This window comes from Rhodobacter maritimus, from assembly GCF_058747975.1.
Window position 1 is genome coordinate 1,340,276 of sequence record NZ_CM179095.1, and the last position, 23,771, is coordinate 1,364,046.

At 67.0% G+C, this 23,771-nt stretch carries 20 protein-coding genes; 14 read left to right on the forward strand and 6 right to left on the reverse strand.

The window, feature by feature from the left end; all coding sequences use genetic code 11:
• Positions 1–16: 16 nt before the first annotated feature.
• From AC4PTO_RS06765 to lptF, 4 genes are all read right to left on the reverse strand, one after another.
• The gene (locus AC4PTO_RS06765) at positions 17–1,258 is read right to left on the reverse strand and encodes a peptidylprolyl isomerase (RefSeq protein ID WP_492732968.1); all 1,242 of its coding nucleotides are present in this window, start codon (positions 1,256–1,258) and stop codon (positions 17–19) included.
• Between the two features lie 64 nt (positions 1,259–1,322).
• Positions 1,323–3,491 (reverse strand): LPS-assembly protein LptD, encoded by a 2,169-nt coding sequence (locus AC4PTO_RS06770; protein ID WP_492732969.1) that lies wholly within the window; start codon positions 3,489–3,491, stop codon positions 1,323–1,325.
• Positions 3,491–4,597, reverse strand: a complete 1,107-nt coding sequence (lptG, locus tag AC4PTO_RS06775; RefSeq protein ID WP_492732970.1) for an LPS export ABC transporter permease LptG — start codon at positions 4,595–4,597, stop codon at positions 3,491–3,493. Before lptG ends, AC4PTO_RS06770 begins: the two co-directional genes overlap by 1 nt.
• Complete coding sequence (gene lptF, locus AC4PTO_RS06780) at positions 4,594–5,730, reverse strand: LPS export ABC transporter permease LptF (protein ID WP_492732971.1); 1,137 nt, start codon at positions 5,728–5,730, stop codon at positions 4,594–4,596. Before lptF ends, lptG begins: the two co-directional genes overlap by 4 nt.
• A 158-nt stretch (positions 5,731–5,888) precedes the next feature.
• Between lptF and AC4PTO_RS06785 the strand changes: the two genes are divergently transcribed.
• The 8 genes from AC4PTO_RS06785 to AC4PTO_RS06820 all read left to right on the forward strand — a co-directional run bounded on the left by AC4PTO_RS06785 (position 5,889) and on the right by AC4PTO_RS06820 (position 15,017).
• Positions 5,889–7,355: a leucyl aminopeptidase gene (locus AC4PTO_RS06785; protein WP_492732972.1), complete on the forward strand. Its 1,467-nt coding sequence runs from the start codon at positions 5,889–5,891 to the stop codon at positions 7,353–7,355.
• Between the two features lie 4 nt (positions 7,356–7,359).
• Positions 7,360–7,836 (forward strand): DNA polymerase III subunit chi, encoded by a 477-nt coding sequence (locus AC4PTO_RS06790; protein ID WP_492732973.1) that lies wholly within the window; start codon positions 7,360–7,362, stop codon positions 7,834–7,836.
• Positions 7,837–7,922: 86 nt separating this feature from the next.
• Entirely contained in the window at positions 7,923–8,954 is a 1,032-nt protein-coding gene (locus AC4PTO_RS06795) for a DUF475 domain-containing protein (protein ID WP_492732974.1), read from the forward strand.
• Positions 8,955–9,091: 137 nt separating this feature from the next.
• Positions 9,092–9,568, forward strand: a complete 477-nt coding sequence (locus AC4PTO_RS06800) for a formate dehydrogenase subunit gamma (RefSeq protein WP_492732975.1) — start codon at positions 9,092–9,094, stop codon at positions 9,566–9,568.
• Positions 9,565–11,091, forward strand: a complete 1,527-nt coding sequence (locus tag AC4PTO_RS06805; protein ID WP_492732976.1) for a formate dehydrogenase beta subunit — start codon at positions 9,565–9,567, stop codon at positions 11,089–11,091. Before AC4PTO_RS06800 ends, AC4PTO_RS06805 begins: the two co-directional genes overlap by 4 nt.
• Positions 11,088–13,976: a formate dehydrogenase subunit alpha gene (gene fdhF, locus AC4PTO_RS06810; protein ID WP_492732977.1), complete on the forward strand. Its 2,889-nt coding sequence runs from the start codon at positions 11,088–11,090 to the stop codon at positions 13,974–13,976. Before AC4PTO_RS06805 ends, fdhF begins: the two co-directional genes overlap by 4 nt.
• Positions 13,976–14,800, forward strand: coding sequence for a formate dehydrogenase accessory sulfurtransferase FdhD (gene fdhD, locus AC4PTO_RS06815; protein ID WP_492733564.1), 825 nt, complete (start codon positions 13,976–13,978; stop codon positions 14,798–14,800). The genes fdhF and fdhD overlap by 1 nt, the downstream gene beginning before the upstream one ends.
• A complete protein-coding gene (locus tag AC4PTO_RS06820) occupies positions 14,790–15,017 on the forward strand; it encodes a formate dehydrogenase subunit delta (protein WP_492732978.1) in 228 nt (75 codons plus the stop codon). The genes fdhD and AC4PTO_RS06820 overlap by 11 nt, the downstream gene beginning before the upstream one ends.
• Positions 15,018–15,021: 4 nt before the next feature.
• On the opposite strand, the gene AC4PTO_RS06825 is transcribed toward AC4PTO_RS06820, so the two are convergent.
• The gene (locus AC4PTO_RS06825; protein WP_492732979.1) at positions 15,022–15,459 is read right to left on the reverse strand and encodes a Fur family transcriptional regulator; all 438 of its coding nucleotides are present in this window, start codon (positions 15,457–15,459) and stop codon (positions 15,022–15,024) included.
• A gap of 146 nt (positions 15,460–15,605) precedes the next feature.
• Here AC4PTO_RS06825 and AC4PTO_RS06830 point away from each other — a divergent pair, with 146 nt between their 5' ends.
• The 4 genes from AC4PTO_RS06830 to AC4PTO_RS06845 are packed head-to-tail and all read left to right on the forward strand — an operon-like array spanning position 15,606 to position 19,051.
• The gene (locus AC4PTO_RS06830) at positions 15,606–16,493 is read left to right on the forward strand and encodes a metal ABC transporter substrate-binding protein (protein WP_492732980.1); all 888 of its coding nucleotides are present in this window, start codon (positions 15,606–15,608) and stop codon (positions 16,491–16,493) included.
• Entirely contained in the window at positions 16,490–17,365 is an 876-nt protein-coding gene (locus AC4PTO_RS06835) for a manganese/iron ABC transporter ATP-binding protein (RefSeq protein ID WP_492732981.1), read from the forward strand. Before AC4PTO_RS06830 ends, AC4PTO_RS06835 begins: the two co-directional genes overlap by 4 nt.
• Entirely contained in the window at positions 17,355–18,221 is an 867-nt protein-coding gene (locus AC4PTO_RS06840; protein ID WP_492732982.1) for a metal ABC transporter permease, read from the forward strand. Before AC4PTO_RS06835 ends, AC4PTO_RS06840 begins: the two co-directional genes overlap by 11 nt.
• Entirely contained in the window at positions 18,221–19,051 is an 831-nt protein-coding gene (locus tag AC4PTO_RS06845) for a metal ABC transporter permease (protein WP_492732983.1), read from the forward strand. The genes AC4PTO_RS06840 and AC4PTO_RS06845 overlap by 1 nt, the downstream gene beginning before the upstream one ends.
• A gap of 6 nt (positions 19,052–19,057) precedes the next feature.
• Here AC4PTO_RS06845 and AC4PTO_RS06850 read toward each other — a convergent pair whose 3' ends face one another.
• On the reverse strand, positions 19,058–19,918 hold the full coding sequence (locus AC4PTO_RS06850; protein ID WP_492732984.1) for a MurR/RpiR family transcriptional regulator: 861 nt from the start codon (positions 19,916–19,918) through the stop codon (positions 19,058–19,060).
• 140 nt (positions 19,919–20,058) lie between these two features.
• Here AC4PTO_RS06850 and AC4PTO_RS06855 point away from each other — a divergent pair, with 140 nt between their 5' ends.
• Together AC4PTO_RS06855 and AC4PTO_RS06860 are read left to right on the forward strand one after the other, a co-directional pair.
• Positions 20,059–21,024, forward strand: a complete 966-nt coding sequence (locus AC4PTO_RS06855; RefSeq protein ID WP_492732985.1) for a TAXI family TRAP transporter solute-binding subunit — start codon at positions 20,059–20,061, stop codon at positions 21,022–21,024.
• Between the two features lie 108 nt (positions 21,025–21,132).
• Complete coding sequence (locus AC4PTO_RS06860) at positions 21,133–23,766, forward strand: TRAP transporter permease (protein ID WP_492732986.1); 2,634 nt, start codon at positions 21,133–21,135, stop codon at positions 23,764–23,766.
• Positions 23,767–23,771: the final 5 nt, after the last annotated feature.

Sequence of the window (23,771 nt, forward strand, 5' to 3'; positions counted from 1 at the left end):
CCGCCATGCGGGCGGGTCAGTCGTTGCGCACGATCACCGCATCGGCGATCAGGTCGGCAAGGCGCCCCTCGGCCATGGCGGCGATGCGTGCGTTCATCAGCTGTCCGCGCACCTCGTCGCGCGAGGGGGCAAGATCCTCCTCGCCGTAGATCCGGTCGCGCTTGCACAGCATCAGGAAGACCTGATTGCCCCCGCGCACGATCGCGGTGGAGCTTTCGCCCGCGTCGAGATGCGCCAGTTCCAGCGCGATGTCCTGCGGGATCCGGGTCTGCGGCAGGGTTTCGCGCTGGATCTGCTCGGGGGGGATGCCCTTGGCCACGGCGTAAAGATCGTCACAGGTGTCGGCCCTGGCGCGCAGCGTGGCGATCAAGGTCGCGGCGGTTTCGGTCCCGGCGCCGGGGATCAGAAGCTGTGCGAAGTCGATCTGTTGCGGGGTATCGGCGATGGGGCCGCCCTCGTCGATGGCGCGCAGCATGAAGACGGCGACCGCGTTCGGGATCTGGATCGGCTGCGAGGCTTCGCCCGGCTCAAGGCCAAGCACGGCGCCGCGCAGCGCGGGGGGCATGTTCTCGATCGGCATCCAGTCGAGCCGGCCGCCGCGTGCGGCCGAACCGGAGGCGGAGGACTGGCGCGCCGCCGCGCCGAAGGCGCCTTCGCCGCGCAGCTGCGAGATGCGCCGGGCCTCGGCCATGGCGGCTCCTTCCTGACCGGGCGGGGCGGGAAGGATGATCTCGGACAAGAGCACCCGCGTGCCCTTGCCGCGATCGGATTCGAGCGCCATTGCACGGTCGATATCGGCATCGGTGATGCGAACCCGGGGGGCGATTTCGGCGCGGACCAGATCGCGCCAGACGACGCCCGCGGTCACGAAATCGCGGAATGTCTGCGGCTCGACCCCGTTTTCGGCAATCGCCTTGAGGAATTCGTCGACCGGCAGGTTGGCGCGTCCGGCAAATTCTTCCATGCCGGCATTGACCGCCTCTTCGGTGATGCGGATGCCCGCGCGCTCGGCGGCGAAGACGCGGATGCGATCCTCGATCAGTGCCTTTTCGGCGGCTTCGCGCAGATCGCCCGGCGCGCGCAACAACTCAAGGAAGCGCATGCGCTGGTCAAGCTCGTATCCGGTAATGCCGAGGTCGTTGACCGTGATGACCGGGGCGAAGGGATTGCCGCCCGCGCCCTGCGCCTGCGCGGATGTGCCTGCGGCCATCGTGCCAAACGCCAGAAACCCTGTCAGAAAGATGAAAGCCCGTAGCATATTCCGTCCGTCCGTTTTCTGCTCTGTCCGGTTCGCGCGCCATCGGGCGCCTTGGGGGCGCGGCTCAGCGCGCGCAACTCCGTCTGGGCGCCCGATCGGCACCGCCCGCGCCAAAGCCCGCAAGCTGCACCGAAAGGCCGAAACCGGTTTCGGGCTCCACACTAGAGGAGGAAGTGAAGCGACGCGAGAGGGAAAGATCCACGGTGACGCATTCATTCGCATATTGCAGGCCGAAAGCGGCGCGTGCGGCGCGCTCGGCGGTGAAATCGTAGCGCGCATCGATGACCCCGGCCCATCCGTTGCCCCAGCGCCAGCCGCTTTCGAAGGTCAGCTCCGAGGTGCGCTCGGGCCGGCCTTCGGCGGGATTCGCCTCAAGCCAGATATAGCCCGCGGCAAGGTCGTAACGCGGCCGGTTGAAGGCAAGCCGCAGCTCTTCGCGGGTGATGGACAGGCTGTCATCCAGCAGCATGCGGTTCGACAGCACCAGCCCCGCATCGGTGCGCAGATGCGTGGCCAGAAGCCAGTCCGAGCGCGTGCCCGTCAGCCCCGAGCCAAGCGGAAACTGCCCCAGGTCGCGCGCGCGCAGGACGCGCCCCGCGGTCACGCCGATGGACCACCCGGCCGCGTCGTTGCGCGTCCAGCTGATGCCCAGATTGGCGCGCAGGCCGCGTTCGCGCAGGTCCGCCCCCGGATAGCGCGACAGCGAGAACAGGTTGCCTTCGTCGAATTCGACAAGGCGGCTGTCCTCGTTGGGCACGTCGCTGCGGTCGTTCGGGCTCCAGACAAGCTGGGCGACGGGTTCGATCACATGCGAGGCCTGCCCGGCGGTCCGCACCCAGGGCCACCGCAGCTCAAGCGCGAGCGTGGGCGTGGTGCGCAGCGTGCTGCCCGACAGAAGCGGGTCTTGCGAAACGTCGAACGCGTCGACGGCAAGCTGGCTTTGCGCGCTTGCCAGGATGCCCGCGCCCACCAGCCAGTTGCGCCGCCAGTCTGCGACCAGCGAGGCGCGCACCATGTCGCGCCCGTCCGGGTCCATGTCCAGATCCGCCCCGTCGAACGCGAGCCCCGACGAGCGGCGATGGGCATGCACCTGGGCGTTCACCGTCAGCTCTCCGCCGATCGTGGCGGGGCGGTAGACGCGCACCCATTCGACATCGGTGGCAAGGGCGGGCTGGGTCGAATTGACCTCGCCCTCGCGGATCGTGTGGGTATGGCCCGCGCGGCCCCAGATCATCCGGTCGGCGCGCACCCGTTCCAGCGTCAGGCCCGACCACAGCCGGTCATTGTCGGTGATGCCGTAGTTCAGCAGGTAGGACCGGTCCGAGACCAGCCGCGCCTCAAGCCCCAGCCGGTAGTCGCGCGGCAGCACGAAGGCGCCCTGCGCGAACAGGTAGCCGCGGGTCTCGCCATCGCGGATGTCGTCGCGGGTGATGGCACCGTCAAGCTGCAACGCGCCGAAGCGGAAGGCCTGGCGAAAGCTCATCTCCATCGTGGCGGTGCGCGAGGTGGCGACATAGGGCGTCAGCGTCAGGTCCGAGCTGGAGCCGAGCGCGAAGAAATAGGGCAGCTTGATCCCGGTGCCGAGGCTGGAGGTCGTGCGCAGCCGTGGCGGAAGAAAGCCGCTCATCCGTTCGACCGTGGGGTCGGGCATGCGCAGGTGAGGCAGATACATCAGCGGCACGCCCATGGCGCGGAACTGCGCGCTGTCGAACAGGATCTGGCGGGTCTCGGCGTCATGGGTGACACGGCGGGCGCGGATTTCCCAAAGCGGCGTGGGGCGGTCCGCGCAGACCTGGCAGGACGAGGCCACCACATTGTCGAGATAGGTGTAGCGCCCCGCGTCGCGTCGGATCGTGGTCGCGGCCAGCTGCATCTCGCGCGCAAGGACCAGCCGCGCGCCGGTCAGGATGCCGTTTTGCAGATCGCGCGCCAGTTCGGCCTGATCGGCGATCAGCACCGCGCCGGTCTGGCCCGGCTCCACCAGGCGGATTGGCCCCTCGATGCGCAGCATGTCGGTCGACTGGTCATAGCTCAGCCGCGAGGCGGTCAGCCGGTTGCCGCGATAGAAGATTTCGACCGCGCCGGCCGCCTCGATCCGGTTCGAGCCGGTAAGCGTGATGCGGTCGGCCAGCAGCGTTGCGGCCTCGGTGGGGTCTTGCGCGGTGGCGCCCTGGGGCAGGGCGGACACGGCCAGAAGCAGCGTCAGGGCAAACAGAAGCGCGCGCGCCAGCATCAGCCTTCCTCCAGGTGCAGAAGCAGCGCAAGCGCCAGCATGAGCGCGATCGCCGGCGGCGCCCAGGCCGCAAGCGCCACGGGGATCTGCCCGTTATCGCCCAGAACCTGCGCCATGCTGCGCAGGAAAAACACCCCCATGCCGGCGGCAAGCGCGAACAGCACCATCATCCCGGTGCGTCCGAAGCGCACATGGCGCATGGTGAAGCCCGCCGCGATCAGCACCATCGCCGCCAGAACCAGCGGCAGCGCCAGTTCCATCTGGAACCAGACCATGTGGCGGCGCGCCGAGAAGCCCGCGTTCTCCAGCCCCGCGATGAATTCGGGCAGGTCCCAGATCGGCACGGCCGACGGGGTGCCGAAGCTGTCGCGGATGCGGTCGGCCGTCAGGTCCGAAGGCAGTTCCAGGCGGGCGGAGGTGGTGGCCGCGCGCTCGGGGTTGCCGGTGGGGGCCAGCATCCAGTCCTTGACGCCGCTCAGCTGCCATGCGCCGGGGGTCAGCCGTGCCTCTTCGGCCCAGATGCGCCGGATCGGGCCCTGGCCGGGGGCGAAGACAAGGAAGGTCACGTCGAAAAGCTGCGTGGCGTCCAGATTGGCACGCGCGGCGCGGATCACGGCCTGCGTGTCGCCGCCATCGCCCGCGCCCTGACGCATCCACACGCCCTCGGTGCCGATGGACACGGCCTGCCCGCCGCCGGTGCGATAGCTGTCCGACAGGCTTTCGAAGCGCTTCGAGGTGGCCGAGACGATGGGATTGCCCACCGCGATGGCCAGCAGTCCGAACAGGAACGCCACCGCGACCGGCGCCACCAGCATGCGCAGCGCCGAGCGCCCGGCCGCCCGGATCACCACCAGCTCGGACGAGCGGGCAAGCCCCAGGAACAGCACCACCGCCGCCAGCACCACGATCAGCGGCAGGATGGTGTAAAGCGAGCCGGGCACGTTCAGAAGCGCAAGGAAGGCGGCCTGCGGCAGGCCGACCTCGGCGGTGTCGAAGCGGCGGATCTGCTCGACCATGTCGATCAGGAAGAGGATGCCGTAGAAGGCGGCGCCCACAAGGATCAGCGCGCGCAGGAAGCGCCGTGCGATGTAAAGCGAAAGCGTCATGCCGCGGCCTCCGCCGCCCTGCGCGCGGGCGGGCGCACCCGCCGCGGTCTGGCCGCAAGCCAGAGCATCACCGCGACTGCGGCAAACCCGGCAAGCGCGGGCAGATAGGCCAGCGGCCAGAGGCCCGGATCGCGCCGGATCACATCATCGGCCGCGTTGCTGAGAAACTGGACCACGATCAGCGCGACCACCGCGATGCCGATCTGGCGCCAGACGCCAAAGCGCGAAAAGCCGCCCAGCATCAGCGCGGCGAACCCCAGAAGGGCCGCGACGGGCGCCAGCAGGGGCTGGGTCAGGCGGTTCTGCAACTCGATCCAGGCCTCGTCGGCATTGCCCCGCGTCAGCGCCAGCACCTCGCTGCCCGGTGCGATCAGCTGCCATGTCGGCAATTCGCGCCAGTCGCGTTTCAGCCGCCCGCCGGGGGCGATCAGCGCACCGATATCATAGGTGAAATCCGCGAATTGCGTGACCGCCAGCCGGTTGTCCGAGCTGCGCAGCGTCTGCGCCATGCCCTCGATCATGATCAGCTTCGGTCCCGTATCGGACCGCACGATCAGCGCCTTTTCCGCGGTATAGGTGGTGCGCACGGCCGGATTGCGCGCATCCGACAGGAACAGGTCGAGCAGCTCCCCCGTCGGCGCGACTGAGCGGATATAGATCGTCACCCCGTCGCCGGGATGCTGGAACGTGCCTTCCTTGAGAAAGCGCGCGGTGACATTCTCGGCGATCTGTGACTGGCGGTCGGCCAGCTGCGCGCGCGAGGCGGGCACCAGAACATGCACCAGCACCAGCATCAGCGCCGCCACGATCAGCCCGAACACCGCCACCGGCCGCGCCAGCCGCCAGGGCGAGGCACCGGTGGCCTGCATCGCCACAAGCTCGGATTCGCCCGCCAGCCGGTTGATCGCATAGACCGTGGCCGCGAAGGCCGCGATCGGCAGCACCAGCCGGATCACATAGGGCAGGGTCAGCGCGGTGAATTCCAGCACCACCCAGGCGGTCTGGCCGTCCGAGATCAGCTGGTCGAACAGCCGCACTGCGCGGTTGACCCAGTAGACCGACACCAGCACAAGGGCGAAAAAGCCGAACAACGCCATGAGCTGTGACAGCAGATATCTGTCTAGTCGCGTCAAACTCTGATCTTCCCCTGGCAGCGGTTCCCCCTCTTACCCCGATGCGCGGCCCGGGAAAAGAGGCGCGGGGCGCTCTGGCTTCCCATTTTCCCGCGGCCTCGCTAGGGTCGGGCGAAAGCCCGCCGGAAGCGGCCGGGCGCAGCCAAGCGGAGACCCCCATGACCGATCCCGTCGCGATCCAGTTTCGTGAAACCGACCTGACCAATCTTGCCGCACGCGCGGGCCGCATCGCGGTTCTGGCCGAGGCGGGGGCCAAGCTGCCGCCGGGCGCGCGCAGGCTTGACCGGCTGATGCGCGGGGCATTGGCGCGCGCGGCGGGCTCGGCGGCGTTCGGCAAGCTCAAGCCCGGCGAATCGCTCGACCTGTCCTGGCCCGCGGGGCTTGAGGCCGAGGCGGTGCAACTGATCGCGCTGCCGCGCCGTGCAAGCGTGGCCGAGGCGCGCAAGGCCGGGGCCGCGATCGGCAAGGCGCTTGGGACGAAGGGTGCGCTCGTGCTGGCCGAGGGGCATCCGCGCGCGGCCGAGATTTCCTTCGGGCTGGCGCTGCGGGCCTATGGTTTCGACTACCACACCAAGGAGAAAGAGGCCCCCGGCGCGGTCGAGATCATGGTCAACCGCCCCGAGGAGGTTGCCGCGAAGGCCGGCCCGCTGGCCGCGCTGACCGAGGGGGTGTTCTTCACCCGCGATCTGGTGAACGAGCCGGCCAATATCCTGACCACCGACGATTTCGCCGCCCGCCTCGGCGCGATGCACGAGCTTGGCCTCGAGGTCGAGATCCTCGAAGAGGCGGATCTGGAAAAGCTGGGCATGCGCGCGCTTCTGGGGGTGGGGCAGGGCTCGGAAAGCCCCTCGAAGGTGGTGGTGATGCAGTGGAAGGGCGGCGCGAAGGATGCGCCCCCGCTGGCGCTGGTCGGCAAGGGGGTGGTGTTCGACACGGGCGGCATCTCGATCAAGCCGGCCGGAGGCATGGAAGAGATGACGATGGACATGGGCGGCGCGGGGGTCGTGGCGGGCGTGATGCGCACGCTTGCGCTGCGCAAGGCCCGCGCGAATGTCGTGGGCCTTGTGGGGCTGGTCGAGAACATGCCTGACGGGCGCGCGCAACGGCCCGGCGACATCGTGAAATCCATGAAGGGCGACACGATCGAGGTGATCAATACCGATGCCGAAGGCCGCCTCGTTCTGGCCGATGTGCTGTGGTATGCGCAGGACCGCTTCGCGCCCGCGGCGGTGATCGACCTTGCCACGCTGACCGGTGCGATCATCATCGCGCTCGGGCATGAGAACGCGGGCGTCTTCAGCAATGACGACGCGCTTGCGCAGGATCTGCTGAAGGCCGCGGGGGCCGAGGGCGAGGGCGCCTGGCGCATGCCGCTGGCGCCAGCCTATGACGCGCTGATCAAGTCGCGCCTGGCCGATATGAAGAATACCGGCGGGCGGCCCGCCGGGTCGATCACCGCGGCCGAATTCCTGCACCGCTTCATCAAGGAGGGCACGCCCTGGGCGCATATCGACATCGCCGGTGTGGCGCTGCCGCCCGCCGAGACCGCCTTCGCGCCCAAAGGCCCGTCGGGCTGGGGGGTGATGACGCTCGACCGGCTGATCCGCGACCGTTACGAGGGCTGAGCGCTTGGGCGCCGCGCTGTTCTACCACATCACCCGCAGTCCGACCGAAGAGGTCGTGGCAAGCCTTCTGTCGCGCGCGGTGGCGCAGGGCTGGCGGGTCGAGCTGCGCGGCGTGACGCCGGAATATCTCGACATGCTCGACCAGCGGCTGTGGCTGGGCGCGGAAGAGGGGTTCCTGCCGCATGGCCGCGCGGGCGGTCCGCATGACGCGCTGCAACCGGTGCTGATCGGCACCGGACCGGGGCCCGCGGCCAACGATCCCCAGGCGCTGATGACGGTGCAAAGCGCCCCCCTGACCCCCGACGAGATCGCCGCGCGCGAACGGGTCTGGATCCTGTTCGACGGCAACGACCCGGCCGCGCTTGAGGCCGCGCGCGCGCAATGGCGCGGCCTGACCGCCGCCGGCGTCGCCGCGCAATACTGGAGCGAGGAGTCCGGCCGCTGGGAAAAGAAGGCCGAAAACCAGGCCGCAACAGTCTGAAGATTCCCCTTTGCGCTCCTCGCGCCGGGGGTTGTGGGGCGCCTGCGCCGCTCCTATCTCGTGCCAGAGCGCGAACGGAGAGCCCGATGAGAACCGCACTGCACTATTTCCGTTGGCCCTTCGCCGTGACGGCGCTTGGCCTGCTGCTCGCCTTCTGGCTGGGCTGGGGCTATTCGGGCAATATCGGCGGGGCGGTGTCGTTCTTCCTGATCGCGGCGGTGCTGGCGGTTCTGGAAATCTCGCTGTCCTTCGACAATGCCATCGTCAATGCCAACAAGCTTGAGAAGATGACCCCGGAATGGCAGCACCGCTTCCTGACCTGGGGCATCCTGATCGCGGTGTTCGGCATGCGGGTGCTGTTTCCCCTTCTGATCGTGGTGGTCGCCGCCGGGATCGGCCCGATCGAGGCGATCTGGCTGGCCGCGACCAAGCCCGCGGAATATGCGCGCATCATTTCGGGCGCGCATCTGTCGATCGCGGCGTTCGGCGGCGCGTTTCTGATGATGGTCGCACTGAACTACTTCATCGACGAAGGCAAGGACGTGGACTGGATCGCCGCGCTGGAGCGTCGCCTGCGCAGCTGTGCCAGCATCCGCGGCCTTGAGATCGGGCTGCTGCTGGCGGTGGTGATGCTGTTCACATGGGTCCTGCCGCCGGGGGCCGAGGGGCGCTTTCTTTTCGCCGCCATCTCGGGGCTTCTGACCTTTCTCGGGGTCGAGGTGCTGGGCCAGGTGCTTGACCGGCAGGCGGCAAGCGCCGAGGTGGCGAAGGCCGGGATCGGCGCGTTCCTCTATCTCGAGGTGCTGGACGCCTCGTTCAGCTTCGACGGCGTGATCGGCGCCTTCGCGCTGACGCAGAACCTGTTCCTGATCGCCATCGGCCTGGGCATCGGCGCGATGTATGTGCGCTCCATGACGATCATGCTGGTCGAGCGGAACACGCTGGCCGAGTTTCGCTATCTCGAACATGGGGCGTTCTGGTCGATCCTGATCCTGTCGGGCGTGATGTTCGCGCAGACGCTGTGGCATATTCCCGAACTGGTGACGGGGCTTCTGGGGGCGTGCTTCATCGGCTTCGCGCTGATGTCCTCGATCCGCCACAACCGCCGCACCGCCTGAGGGCGCGGCGTGCGGCCTCGCGCAAATGATATTCGCCTTGGCGTGGTTTGATTGATAAACTCTATCAAGTGACGGATCGGCGAAATTGATCGCCGATGATGTGTCCCTATGATCGCCGCCAGATCGGAGGAGGTTTCATGGCGGAAATCGAGACAGAGTCGTTGCGCGACCGGATTGCGAAAATCCTGGCGGATCATGCTGCGGTCGAAGGGCCGCTCCTGCCGGTCCTGCATGCCGTGCAGGCCGAATTCGGGCATGTTCCCGCAGAGGCGCTTCCGCTGATTGCCGAGGGGCTGAACATCAGCCGCGCCGAGGCGCATGGCGTGATGTCCTTCTACCATGATTTCCGCGCCGCGCCCGCCGGGCGCCATGTCCTCAAGATCTGCCGGGCCGAGGCCTGCAAGTCGATGGGCGGCGATGCGCTTGCCGATCAGGCCCGCGCGCGCCTTGGGGTGGACTGGCACGAAACCACCCGCGACGGTGCCGTGACGCTGGAGCCGGTCTTCTGCCTGGGCCTGTGCGCCTGCGGGCCCGCGGCGCTGGTCGACGGCAAGGTCGTGGGCGCGGTGGATGCCGCGCGGCTGGAGCGCATCCTTGCGGAGGTCGGGGCATGAAGATCTATCTTCCCATGGATGCCGCCGCAAAGGCCCTCGGGGCCGAGGACGTGGCCGATGCGATCCGCGAAGAGGCCGCGCGCCGGGGCGTCGCGCTGACCCTTGTGCGCAACGGCTCGCGCGGGATGATCTGGCTGGAGCCGCTGGCCGAGGTGGTGGCCGATGGCGTGCGCCTGGCCTTCGGCCCGATGCAACCCGCCGATGTGCCCGCGCTGTTCGACGATCTGGCCGCCCATCCCAAGGCGCTTGGCCCGACCGGGGATCTGCCCTGGATGCGGCGCCAGACGCGGCTGACCTTCGCGCGGGTCGGGCTGACCGATCCGCTCGATTTGGATGAATATGCGGCGCATGGCGGCCTTGCGGGCCTGCGCAAGGCGCTTGCCATGACGCCCGGGGCGATCGTCGAGGAGGTCACCGCATCGGGCCTGCGCGGACGGGGCGGCGCGGGCTTTCCCACGGGCATCAAGTGGAAGACCGTTGCCGGGGCGACTGCCGCGCGCAAATACATCGTGTGCAACGCCGATGAGGGCGACAGCGGCACCTTTGCCGACCGCATGCTGATGGAGGGCGATCCCTTCGTGCTGATCGAGGGGATGGTGATCGCGGGGCTGGCCGTGGGCGCCGACAAGGGCCTTGTCTACATGCGCTCGGAATATCCCGATGCCATCGCGGTGCTGTCCGAGGCGCTGCGTCGCGCCGGGCAGACGGGGCTTCTGGGTCCGTCGGTGCTGGGCTCCGGCCGCGCCTTCGACCTTGAGCTGCGCGTGGGCGCGGGCGCCTATGTCTGCGGCGAGGAAACCTCGCTTCTCAACTCGCTTGAAGGCAAGCGCGGCGTGGTGCGCGCCAAGCCGCCGCTGCCCGCGCTCGAGGGGTTCATGGGCCGGCCCACCGTGGTCAACAACGTGCTCAGCCTTGCCGCGGTGCCGTGGATCATGGCCCATGGCGCGGCCGCCTATGCCGAAATCGGCGTCAACCGCTCGCGCGGGACGATCCCGTTGCAGATCGCGGGGAACGTCAGGCATGGCGGCCTGTTCGAGACGGGCTTCGGCATCACCCTTGGCGAGATCGTGAACGAGATCGGCGGCGGCACCGCGACGGGGCGGCCGGTCAAGGCGGTGCAGGTGGGCGGTCCCCTGGGCGCCTATCACCCGGTGGGCGATTTCGACCTGCCCTTCTGCTACGAGGAATTCGCCGGGCAGGGCGGGCTGGTGGGCCATGCCGGCCTTGTGGTGCATGATGACAGCGCCGACATGCTGGCGCTTGCCCGTTTCGCCATGGAGTTCTGCGCCATCGAATCCTGCGGCAAGTGCACGCCCTGCCGGATCGGCGCGGTGCGCGGCGTGGAAACGATCGACCGCATCGCGCGCGGAGACGCGGCGGCCACGCCGCTCTTGCAGGATCTTTGCGCCACGATGAAGGCGGGCTCGCTTTGCGCGCTTGGCGGTTTCACCCCCTATCCGGTGATGTCCGCGCTGACCCATTTTCCCGATGATTTCGCCACCTCAAAGGAGGCAGCCGAATGAAAGACCTCATCATTCCCTGGCCGTCCGAGCGTGACATGGGCACGCCTGCCGTGCGCGCCGACCAGATGGTCACGCTGACGATCGACGGTTTCGACGTGACCGTTCCCGAGGGCACCTCGATCATGCGCGCCGCCGCCGAGGCGGGCATCCCCGTGCCCAAGCTGTGCGCCACCGACAGCCTTGAGGCGTTCGGATCGTGCCGCCTGTGCCTTGTCGAGATCGAGGGTCGGGCGGGCACGCCCGCCTCGTGCACCACGCCGGTCGCGCCGGGGCTGGTGGTGCATACCCAGACATCGAAGCTCAAGGATCTGCGCCGCGGCGTGATGGAGCTTTACATCTCGGACCACCCGCTGGATTGCCTGACCTGCGCGGCCAATGGCGATTGCGAATTGCAGGACATGGCCGGGGCCGTGGGCCTGCGCGATGTGCGCTATGAGGCGATCGAGACGCATTTCCGCCCGCGCGAAGCCGCCGGCGGGGCCAACCCGGCCTATATCCCCAAGGATGAAAGCAACCCCTATTTCACCTATGACCCGGCGAAATGCATCGTCTGTTCGCGCTGCGTGCGCGCCTGCGAAGAGGTGCAGGGCACCTTCGCGCTGACGATCGAGGGGCGGGGCTTCGACAGTCGCGTCAAGGCCGGCATGGCAGGCGACGATTTCCTCAGCTCGGACTGCGTGAGCTGCGGGGCCTGCGTGCAGGCCTGCCCGACGGCGACCCTGCAAGAGAAATCTGTGATCGAGATCGGCACACCCGATCGTTCCGTGGTCACCACCTGCGCCTATTGCGGCGTGGGGTGCAGCTTCCGCGCCGAGATGCGCGGGGACGAGTTGGTGCGCATGGTGCCCTGGAAGGACGGCAAGGCCAATCGCGGCCATTCCTGCGTCAAGGGCCGGTTCGCCTGGGGCTATGCGCAGCACCGTGACCGCATCCTCAAGCCGATGATCCGCGAACGCATCACAGATCCGTGGCGCGAAACCAGTTGGGAAGAGGCGCTTGCCTTCGCGGCGGGGCGGCTCAAGGACATCCAGGCCCGCCACGGGCGGCAGTCGGTGGGGGTCATCACCTCGTCGCGCTGCACGAACGAGGAAACCTATCTTGTCCAGAAGCTGACGCGCGCGGTCTTTCGCAACAACAACACCGACACCTGCGCGCGGGTCTGCCATTCGCCCACCGGTTACGGGCTGGGCCAGACCTTCGGCACCAGCGCGGGCACGCAGGATTTCGACTCGGTCGAACAAAGCGATGTCGTCGTCATCATCGGGGCCAACCCGACCGACGGGCACCCGGTCTTCGCCAGCCGCCTGAAAAAGCGGCTGCGCCAGGGTGCGCGGCTGATCGTGATCGACCCGCGCCGCATCGACCTGGTGAAATCGCCCCATATCCGGGCGGCGCATCATTTGCCGCTGCGTCCGGGCACCAACGTGGCCGTGGTCACCGCGCTTGCCCATGTGATCGTGACCGAGGACCTGTTCGACGAGGCCTTCATCCGCGAGCGCTGCGACTGGGACGAATTCCAGGATTACGCCGAATTTGTCGCCGATCCGCGCCACGCCCCCGAGGCGATCGAGGATCTGACCGGCGTGCCGGCCGCCGAGCTGCGCGCCGCCGCGCGGCTTTACGCGACGGGCGGCAATGGCGCGATCTATTACGGGCTTGGCGTGACCGAGCATTCACAGGGCTCGACCACCGTGATCGGGATCGCCAACCTTGCCATGCTGACCGGCAATATCGGCCGCCCCGGCGTGGGCGTGAACCCGCTGCGCGGCCAGAACAACGTGCAGGGCAGTTGCGACATGGGCTCGTTCCCGCATGAACTGCCCGGCTATCGCCATGTGAAGAACGACGACGTGCGCGACGTCTTCGAGGCGCTCTGGGGTGTCGAGATCGACCCCGAGCCCGGCCTGCGCATCCCCAACATGCTGGATGCCGCGATCGAGGGCAGCTTCAAGGGGCTCTACTGCCAGGGCGAGGATATTTTGCAATCCGATCCCGACACGAAGCATGTCTCGGCGGGGCTGGCCGCGATGGACTGCGTCATCGTGCATGACCTTTTCCTGAACGAGACGGCGAATTACGCGCATGTCTTCCTGCCCGGTTCGACCTTCCTGGAAAAAGACGGCACCTTCACCAATGCCGAACGCCGCATCAACCGTGTGCGCCGGGTGATGGCACCGAAGAATGGCTATGCCGACTGGGAGGTGACGCAGCTTCTGGCCAATGCGATGGGCGCGGGCTGGTCCTATGGCCACCCCGAAGAGATCATGGCCGAGATCGCCGCCACCACCCCCGGCTTCGCCGGCGTGACCTATGATCTGCTGGAACAGATGGGGTCCGTGCAATGGCCCTGCAACGACAGTGCGCCGGTCGGCACGCCGATCATGCATGTGCCGGGCTTCGTGCGGGGCAAGGGGCGGTTCATTCGCACCGAATATGTGGCCACGGACGAACGCACCGGGCCGCGCTTCCCGCTGCTGCTGACCACCGGGCGGATCCTGTCGCAATATAACGTGGGCGCGCAGACCCGCCGCACCGAAAACGTGGTGTGGCACGAAGAGGACGTGCTGGAGATCCATCCCCACGACGCCGAGAACCGCGGCGTGAAGGAGGGCGATCTGGTCCGCCTGGCCAGCCGCTCGGGCGAAACGACGCTGCGCGCGCATCTCACCGACCGTGTGGCGCCGGGTGTGGTCTACACCACCTTCCACCACCCCCAGACGCAGGCCAACGTGATCACCACGGATTATTCCGACTGGGCGACGAACTGCCCGGAATACAAGGTGACGGCGGTGCAGGTCGGCCTGTCGAACGGACCCTCGGACTGGCAGGAGGATTATACCGCGCTGAGCGAACGTGCGCGGCGCATCCTGCCAGCGGCGGAATGATGCCGGGTAATCGCCGTGCCCATAGCGCCTATGCCGTAGCCATCGGCACTGGCCGCCATGCGCTTTGCCGTCAGTTGCCCGAGGAAACGGCGGTCGCGCTGAGCTATAATGGCGCGACCCAGGCGGTGATGATGGCCACGCCCGCCGATCTTGAGGATTTTGCCCTTGGCTTTTCGCTGACCGAGGGGCTGGCCAGCCCGACCGAGATCGACCGGGTGGAGCATGTCGAAACCCCGGAGGGCATCGACCTGCGGATCTGGCTGCACTCAGAGGCGGGTGCCCGTGTGGCGGAGCGGCGGCGCTCGATGACCGGGCCGGTGGGTTGCGGCCTTTGCGGGATCGACAGCCTGGCCGAGGCGATGCGCCCGCCCGGCGTGCTGCCCGAGACCGGGCTGCGCCTTGGCGTGGCGCAGGTGCTTGAGGCGGTGGCGGCGCTGCCGCAGAAGCAGCCCCTGCATGACGCGACGCGCGCTGTTCACGCGGCGGGCTTCTTCGTGCCCGGCCAGGGCCTTGTCGCGGTGCGCGAGGATGTCGGGCGACACAACGCGCTCGACAAGCTGGCCGGTGCACTTTTGCGCGCGGATCAGCCCGCGGGGCAGGGCGCGGTCGTGCTGACCAGCCGGGTGTCGATCGACATGGTGCAGAAATGCGTCCGCCTTGGCGCGCCGGTGCTGATCGCGGTTTCGGCGCCGACCGCCTCGGCGCTGGATCTGGCCGACCGCGCGGGGCTGTGCGTGGTGGCGCTTGCCCGTCCCGAACGTTTCGAGATTTTCACCCATCCCCACCGCATCACCGACCCGGAAGGAGCCGCCGATGTCGCATGACAAGCTTGTCCGCATGGCCAATCAGATCGCGATCTTCATGGAGACGAAACCCCATGCCGAAGGGGTGGCGGGCGTGGCCGACCACATCAACGATTTCTGGGAACCGCGCATGCGCACACAGCTTTTCCAGATTGCCGCCAGCCCGGAAAACGGCCTGCACGCCCTTGTGCAGGAGGCGATGGCGCGGATCCGCCGCCCCGAGGGCGTGGCGGGCTGAGGGATCAGATCTTGCGCTTGCGCCGGACGTGCAGCTCCATGCGGTGATGCACGATCTCATAGCCCATTTCGGCGGCGATTTCGGCCTGGAGGCGCTCGATCCGGTCCGAGCAGAACTCCATCACCTCGCCGGTCTCCACGTCGATCATGTGATCGTGGTGCGAGCGGTCGGCGGTTTCGAAACGCGATGACTGGCCCTCGAAGGCAAGGCGGTGAACGACGCCCTGCGCCTCAAGCTCGGCCAGCGTGCGGTAGACGGTGGACAGCGAAACGCCCGGCTCCACCTGCCGCGCGCGGCGCAGAAGCTCGGGCGCGTCGGGGTGATCCTCTGCATCGGCCAGCACCTGCAATAGCGCGGCCCGCTGGCGCGTGATGCGCACCCCGGCCCCGCGCAGGGCGGTCTCAAGCTCGTGCTGGCGGTCCTGTGGGCTCAGATCGTTCATGGTGACATTTTGCCCCGGATTTCATCTGCGGTTCAAGTGCGCGCAATGCCTCAGATGGGAATCATTCGCAAGAGGCTTGACCTTTCCCGATCCAGATGCAAATCATTCGCATGTAGCCCGCAGGATGGGCAAGATCGGAGACCGTGATGCCAATGCGTTCCTTGCTGATGGCCCTTGCCATGTTCCTAGGCCTTCCGGCGGTCGCGCAGGCGGCGGACCGCCTGAAGGTCGTGACAACCTTCACGGTCATTGCGGATATGGCGGCGAATGTGGCGGGCGACGCGGCCGAGGTCGTGTCGGTCACCAAGCCGGGGGCCGAGATCCACGGCTATGAGCCGACCCCGCGCGACATCCTGCGTGCGATGGATGCCGACCTGATCCTGTGGAACGGGCTCAATCTGGAACGCTGGTTCGAGCAATTCTTTGCCAACATGCCCGATGTGCCCGCGGCGGTCCTGTCCGACGGGGTTGAACCCATGCCCATCGCCGAGGGCGCCTATGAGGGCAAGCCCAATCCGCATGGCTGGATGGCGCTCAGCTCGGCGCTGATCTATGTCGACAATATCCGCGATGCCCTGAGCGACGCCGATCCCGGCAATGCCGCCACCTATGCCGCCAATGCCGAGGCCTACAAGGCCCGGATCGAGGAAACCATCGCCCCCCTGCGCGATGCGATCGCCGCCTTGCCCGAAGACCGCCGCTGGCTGGTCACCTCGGAAGGGGCGTTTTCCTATCTGGCGCGGGATTACGGGCTGAAAGAGATGTATCTGTGGCCCGTCAACGCCGATGCACAGGGCACGCCGCAGCAGGTGCGCCGGGTGATCGACGCGATGCGCGACAATGCCGTTCCGGCGATCTTTTCGGAAAGCACCGTGTCGGACAAGCCCGCGCGCCAGGTCGCGGCCGAGACCGGCGCGCGCTATGGCGGGCTGCTTTACGTCGACAGCCTGTCCGAAGCCGGCGGGCCGGTGCCCAGCTACCTGGACCTTCTGCGCGTGACCTCGCAGACCATTCTGGAAGGGCTGCGGCCATGAGTGCACCCGACACCGGACAGGAGGGGCTTTTCGTCGACGGGCTGAGCGTGACCTATCGCAACGGCCTGACCGCGCTGCGCGATGCAAGCTTCACCACCCCGCGCGGCACGATCACCGCGCTCGTGGGGATGAACGGAGCAGGGAAATCCACTCTTTTCAAGGCTTTGATGGGCTTTCTTCCAGCGGCTACGGGGCAGATCCGCATCCTTGGCCTTGGCGTGGCCGAGGCGCAGCGGCGCAATCTTGTGGCCTATGTCCCGCAATCGGAGGACGTGGACTGGAGCTTTCCGGTGCTGGTCGAGGATGTCGTGATGATGGGGCGCTACGGCCATATGGGCTTTCTGCGCCGACCGCGCGCGGCCGACCGCGCCGCCGTGGCCGAGGCGCTGGAGCGCGTCGGAATGGCCGAATTCGCCCGCCGCCAGATCGGAGAGCTGTCGGGCGGCCAGAAGAAGCGCGTCTTCCTGGCCCGCGCGCTTGCCCAGGGCGGGCAGGTGGTCTTGCTGGACGAGCCCTTCACCGGCGTCGACGTGAAGACCGAAGAGGCGATCATCGCGCTGTTGCGCGACATGCGCGCCGAGGGGCGGGTGATGCTCGTCTCGACCCACGATCTGGGCTCGGTCCCCGAATTCTGCGACCGCGTGGTGATGGTGCGCGGCACGGTGCTGGCCCATGGCCCCACCGCCGAGGTCTTTACCCCCGCCAATCTGCGCATGGCCTTTGGTGGCGTGCTGCGGCATCTGGAGCTTGCCGGCGCGGACCTGCATGACGATGACGATGCGCGCGGGGTCAGCGTCTTCACCGATGACGAGCGCGCGCTGGTCTTTTACGACGACAGGGCGCGCAGGGCCGGGGGCAAGGATGCTTCTTGAGCCGTTCAGCTATGGCTACATGACCAATGCGATCTGGGTCTCGGCGCTGGTGGGCGGGGTCTGCGCCTTCCTGTCGGCGTTCCTGATGCTCAAGGGCTGGTCGCTGATCGGGGACGCGCTGTCGCATTCGATCGTGCCGGGGGTGGCGGGGGCCTACATGCTCGGGCTGCCCTTCGCGCTTGGCGCCTTTCTTTCGGGGGGGCTTGCGGCGCTGACCATGCTGTTTCTGAACAGCCGCACCGGGTTGAAGGAGGACGCGATCATCGGGCTGATCTTCACCTCGTTCTTCGGGCTGGGGCTGTTCATGGTGTCGCTTTCGCCGATGTCGGTTTCGGTGCAGACCATCACCATGGGCAATATCCTGGCCATCAGCCCCTCGGACACGCTGCAACTGGTGCTGATCGGGGGGGGGTCGATGCTGATCCTGCTGGCGAAATGGCGCGACCTGATGGTGACCTTCTTCGACGAGACCCATGCCCGCGCCATCGGCCTGCGGCCAGAGCGGCTGCGCGTGCTGTTCTTCACGTTGCTGGCGGGTTGCACGGTGGCCGCGATGCAGACGGTGGGGGCGTTTCTGGTGATCGCGCTGGTGGTGACGCCCGGCGCCACGGCCTATCTTCTGTCGGACCGCTTTCCGCGGCTGATCGCGCTGTCGGTGGCGATCGGCGCGGGGACAAGCGCCATCGGCGCCTATCTGAGCTATTTCCTCGACGGGGCGACGGGGGGCGTGATCGTCTGCCTGCAAACGCTGCTGTTCGCCGCGGCCTTCGTGTTCGCCCCCAAGCACGGCCTTCTGGCGGCACGGCGCCGCGCCGCGCAGGCGCTTCGCGCGCCGGGGCCGGGGATGGGGGCGTGATGGAAAGCCTGCTTTTACCCTTCCAGTTGCCCTTCATGCAGAATGCCTTTGCGATCACCGCCATCATTGCGGTGCCGGCGGCGATCCTGTCATGCTTTCTGGTGCTGAAGGGCTGGTCGCTGATCGGCGATGCGATCAGCCATGCGGTCCTGCCTGGGGTGGTGCTGGCCTATGTGGCGGGGCTGCCGCTGATCCTCGGGGCCTTCGTCGCGGGAATGCTCTGTGCGCTTGCGACGGGGTTCGTGGGCGATAACAGCCGGGTCAAGCCCGATACGGTGATGGGGGTGGTCTTCTCGGGGATGTTCGGGCTTGGCGTCGTGCTTTACACGAGCATCGAGTCCGACGTGCATCTGGACCACATCCTGTTTGGCAACATGCTGGGCGTGGGGCGGGGCGACCTTGCGGTTTCGGGCGCGATCGCGACGCTGGTGGCGGCCCTGCTGCTTCTGAAATGGCGCGACCTGCTGTTGCACGCGTTCGACCCGGTGCAGGCGCAGGTGATCGGCCTGCCGGTGCGGGCGCTGCATTACGGGCTTCTGGCGGCGGTTTCGGCAACCGTCGTGGCGATGCTCAGTTCCGTGGGCATCATCCTTGCGGTCGGATTCCTGATCGCACCGGGCGCCATTGCCTTTCTGCTGACGCGGCGTTTCGCGGCGATGATGGCGGTTGCCGTGGGCGTGACGCTGAGCGCGGGAACGGGCGGCATCTGGGCCAGCTTCTGGCTCGACAGCGCGCCCGCGCCGACCATCGTGCTGATCCTGACCGCGATGTTCCTTGCGGCCTTCGCCATTTCCGGCTGGCGTGCGCGGCGGGCGATGCGCGCCCTTTAGGCGCGCTCAGCCGCGCTGATAGCCGCCGAACTGCGCAATCCGGCTTTCGAAGGCGTTGATGTTGCGCGCCGCCATGTCCGAGCGCGAGGCCATGCCCGCCAGCAGCATCTCGACCACCGCGAAGGCTGAGCTGAGCGAGGGCACGATCTGCGGCCCGCCCATCGGCAGGGGCACCACCCGCCACGCGCCCGCCGCGATGGGCGACATGTGGGTATCGGTCAGCGCAAGCACGCGCGTGCCGCACTCATGCGCAATCTGGCAGGCGCGCACGACCTCGGTCGAGTAATGCTCGAAGGTGATGGCGACCAGGATGTCCTCGGGGCCCGAGAGCGAGATCTGGTCCATGATCGCGCCGGGAAGCGAGGGCACCTCGACGAAGTTCGGGAAGGCCATGCTGCCGACATAGGCGAAGTAATGCGCGATCGAATAGCAACTGCGCACCCCCACCGAATAGATCCGCCGCGCCTGCAAAAGCGGGTCGATGCAGGTCTCCAGAAGGCCCAGCATCTCATTGGTATAAAGATGTTCGGCATTAAGGCGGTTGGCCTGGACCATCTCGGAAAAGATGTCCGCGCCGGGCCGGTTCAGAAGCGCCTGCGCGCGCGCGGCATAGATCGTCTGCTGGCGGAAGGCCTGCTGCACGTCGGCGCGAAAGGCGTCGAACCCGTCATAACCCAGTTCCCGCGCCAGCCGGGTGACCGTGTTGGGGTTGACCTCGGCCTTATGCGCCAGCCCGCGCACCGAGTTGAACGCCACGTCCGACATGTGATCCAGAACCCATGTGGCAAACCCCGAAATCGTGGGGGCGCCCGTCGACGCGATGCGGGACAGCTTTTCGCGAAGCGGGATCTGCGTCGACATGGGCATGGGTAATGTCTTTTCCGATTTTCCTCAGCCTAATCGTGGTCGAGGGCGGTTGACAATACAATTGAATTATATCTTGCTGGTTCATGAAACAAACGTGTCAACGAGTGAAGATTCTCGATTAACCACAGAGAGGAAATACCATGTACATGAAGTCTCTCGGGGCGGCGGTTGCCCTGTCCATGCTCGCGGCCCCCGCGATGGCACAGGATCAGCAGTTCGTGTCGATCGGCACCGGCGGCGTGACGGGCGTCTATTACCCGACGGGCGGGGCGATCTGCCGGATGCTGGCGAAGACCCGCGCCGAACATGGCATCCGCTGCGGCGTGGAATCCACCGGCGGTTCGGTCTACAACGTAAACGCCGTCCGTTCGGGCGAGCTTGAATTCGGCGTTGCCCAGTCGGACGTGCAGTTCAAGGCCTTCAACGGCGAGGGGTCTTTCGCCGAGCAGGGCGCGAATCCCGATCTGCGCTCGGTCTTCTCGATCCACCCCGAGCCCTTTACCGTGGTGGCCCGTGCCGATGCCGGGATCACGAATTTCGAGGATCTGAAGGGCAAGCGCGTCAATGTCGGCAACCCCGGTTCGGGCCAGCGTGACACGATGGAAGTGCTGATGAACGCGCTTGGCTGGACGATGGGCGATTTCGCCCTGACCTCCGAGCTTCAGGCCGCCGAGCAAAGCCAGGCGCTGTGCGACAACAATATCGACGCGATGGTCTACACCGTGGGTCACCCGTCCGGCTCGATCCAGGAGGCGACGACGGCGTGCGACTCGGTCCTGGTGAACGTTGCGGGCGATGCGGTCGATCAACTTGTGGCCGAGCATCCCTATTACCGTAAGGCCACCATTCCGGGCGGGATGTATCGCGGTTCCGACGCGGATGTGCAGACCTTCGGCGTGGGCGCGACGCTTGTGACCTCGGCCGCGGTGTCCGAGGATGTCGTCTATGCGCTGGTCAAGGCGGTGTTCTCGGATATGGACCAGTTCCGCGGCCTGCATCCGGCCTTCGCCAATCTCGACCCCAAGGAGATGGCCAATGACGGGCTTTCGGCCCCGCTGCATCCGGGGGCGGAGAAGTATTTCCGCGAAGCCGGCCTGATCGAGTGATCTTGTCTCCGGGCGGCGCGGGCCGTCCGGGCTGATACGGGACGGGCCGCCACGACGCAGAAGCGTGGCGGCCCTTTTTTCGCAGCATGTTGCCGCAGGGGGACCAGTATGACCGAAGATGTAAAAGATGCCGGCCGCGAATTCACCGATGCCGAACTTCAGGATCTTGTCGCAAGCACCGATAGCGGCGGACGCGCGCCCACGAACCGCAATGTGGCGCTGTTCATATCGGTGATGGCCTTCCTGTGGTCGCTGTTTCAGCTTTGGATCGCGCAGCCGCAGCTTTGGTTCGCCAAGTTCCTGCCGGTCCTGAATTCGTCCCAGACGCGGCCGGTCCACCTGGCCTTTGCGGTGCTGCTGGCCTATCTGGCCTATCCGGCGTTCAAATCCTCGCCCCGTGACCGGATCCCGGTCGTGGACTGGGTACTGGCGATCGTGGCGGCGGGCTGTGCCTTCTATGTCTTCCTCTTCTCGCGCGATCTGGCGATGACGGCGCGGGCGGGGCTTCCCACGCAGGTGCAGATCGTGATTGGCGCCGTGGGCATCGTGCTGCTGCTCGAGGCATCGCGCCGCGCGCTTGGCCCGGCGCTGACGGTGGTGGGGGCGCTGTTCCTGGCCTATGCCTATATGGGCACGGGCTGGCTGATCCCCGACATCATCGAACATGCGGGCCTGTCCTTCACCGCGATCATCAACGCGCAATGGCTTGATACCACGGGCGTTTTCGGCATTCCGCTTGGCGTTTCGACGGCCTTCGTCTTTCTTTTCGTGCTGTTCGGCGCCATCCTCGACAAGGCGGGCGCGGGCAACTATTTCATCCAGCTTGCCTTCGCGGGGCTTGGCGCGCTGCGCGGCGGGCCGGCCAAGGCCGCGGTCGTCGGTTCGGCCATGACGGGGCTGATCTCTGGCTCGTCCATCGCCAATGTGGTGACCACGGGCACCTTCACCATTCCGCTGATGAAGCGCGTGGGCTTTTCCTCGGAAAAGGCTGGCGCGGTCGAGGTGGCAAGCTCGGTAAACGGGCAGATCATGCCTCCGGTGATGGGGGCCGCGGCCTTCCTGATGGTCGAATTTGTCGGCATCTCTTACGTCGAGGTCATCAAGCACGCCTTCATCCCGGCCGTGATTTCCTATATCGCGCTGGTCTATATCGTGCATCTTGAGGCGCTGAAGAAGGACATGCCCGCGCTTGGCGCGGCGGCCAGCCTGTCACGGATGTTCCTCAAGATCTTCGTGGGGTTCGTCGTGTCGGGGATTGCCTTCACGGCGCTGATCTACGGCATCCAGGGGCTGCGCGCGGCGGCCCCCGCGATCGCTGATCCGATCGTCCTTGCCGTGATCGGTGTGGTCTATGTGCTGGCCGTGCGCACCGCCGCGCGCCACCCGGACCTCGAGCTTGACGACCCCAACTCCAAGAAGTTCTCGCTGCCCACGGTGGCCGAGGTCTTTCCGACCGGCCTGCATTACCTGCTGCCGATCCTCGTGCTGGTCTGGTTCCTGATGGTCGAGATGCAGTCGCCCGCCAAATCGGCCTTCTACGCGGTTGCGGTGATGCTGCTGATCATCGTCACGCAGCGCCCGCTGAAGGCGATGTTCCGGGGCGAGAACACCTCCGAGGCGTTCCGCGCCGGCATCAGTGACCTGATCGAGGGGATGATCGCGGGGGCGCGCAACATGATCGGCATCGGCGTTGCCACGGCGGCGGCGGGCATCATCGTGGCCACCGTCACCAAGACCCCGATCGGGACCGAACTTGCCGGCCTGGTCGAGATGCTGTCGGGCGGCAACCTGATGATCATGCTGCTGCTGATCGGGGTGTTCTCGCTGATCTTGGGCATGGGCCTGCCGACCACGGCGAACTATATCGTGGTGTCCTCGCTCATGGCGTCGGTGGTGGTGACGCTTGGCGCGCAGGAAGGGCTGATCGTGCCCTTGATCGCGGCGCATCTGTTCGTGTTCTATTTCGGGATCATGGCCGATGTGACGCCGCCCGTCGGGCTTGCCTCTTTCGCGGCGGCGGCCGTATCGGGGGGCGATCCGATCCGCACGGGGTTCACGGCGTTCTTCTACAGCCTGCGCACCGTCGCGCTGCCCTTCCTGTTCATCTACAACCCCACGCTGATCCTTTACGGCGTCGATCTGGGCACCTGGGCGGGCATGCTCCACGCGATCTTCGTGTTCTTCGTGGCCACCATCGCCATGCTTCTCTTTGCCGCCGCGACGCAGGGCTATTTCCTTGCGCCGTCGAAATGGTGGGAAAGTGCCGCGCTGCTGCTGGTGGCCTTCACGCTGTTCGTGCCGGGCTTCTGGCTTGACCGGATCCAGCCGCGCTTCGAGGAACGGCCCGCGACGGAACTTGCCGCGGCCTTCGATGCCGCCGAACCGGGCGAGAACATCCGCTTCGTGGTGTCCGGCCCGTCCTTCACCACCGGGCAAGTGACGCAGACCACGCTGGTCCATTCCGTGGCCGAGGCCGATCCGGCCACCGGGCGCGCCGATGCCGCGGGCCTTCTGCTGATGCCCGAGGGCGACAGGCTGTTCATGGAAGAGCCGATGTTCGGCACGCCCTATCAGGAAAAGCTGTCGGGCTTCGACTTCTACCTTGATGAACGGGTCGAGGTGCTCAGCGTGCTCAGCCCCGCGCATCGCATGCCCAAGCAGCTGTTCTACATTCCTGCGCTGTTGCTTCTGGCCGGGGTCGTGCTGATGCAGCGCCGCCGCCAGACCAAGCCCGCATTCTGAGGAGA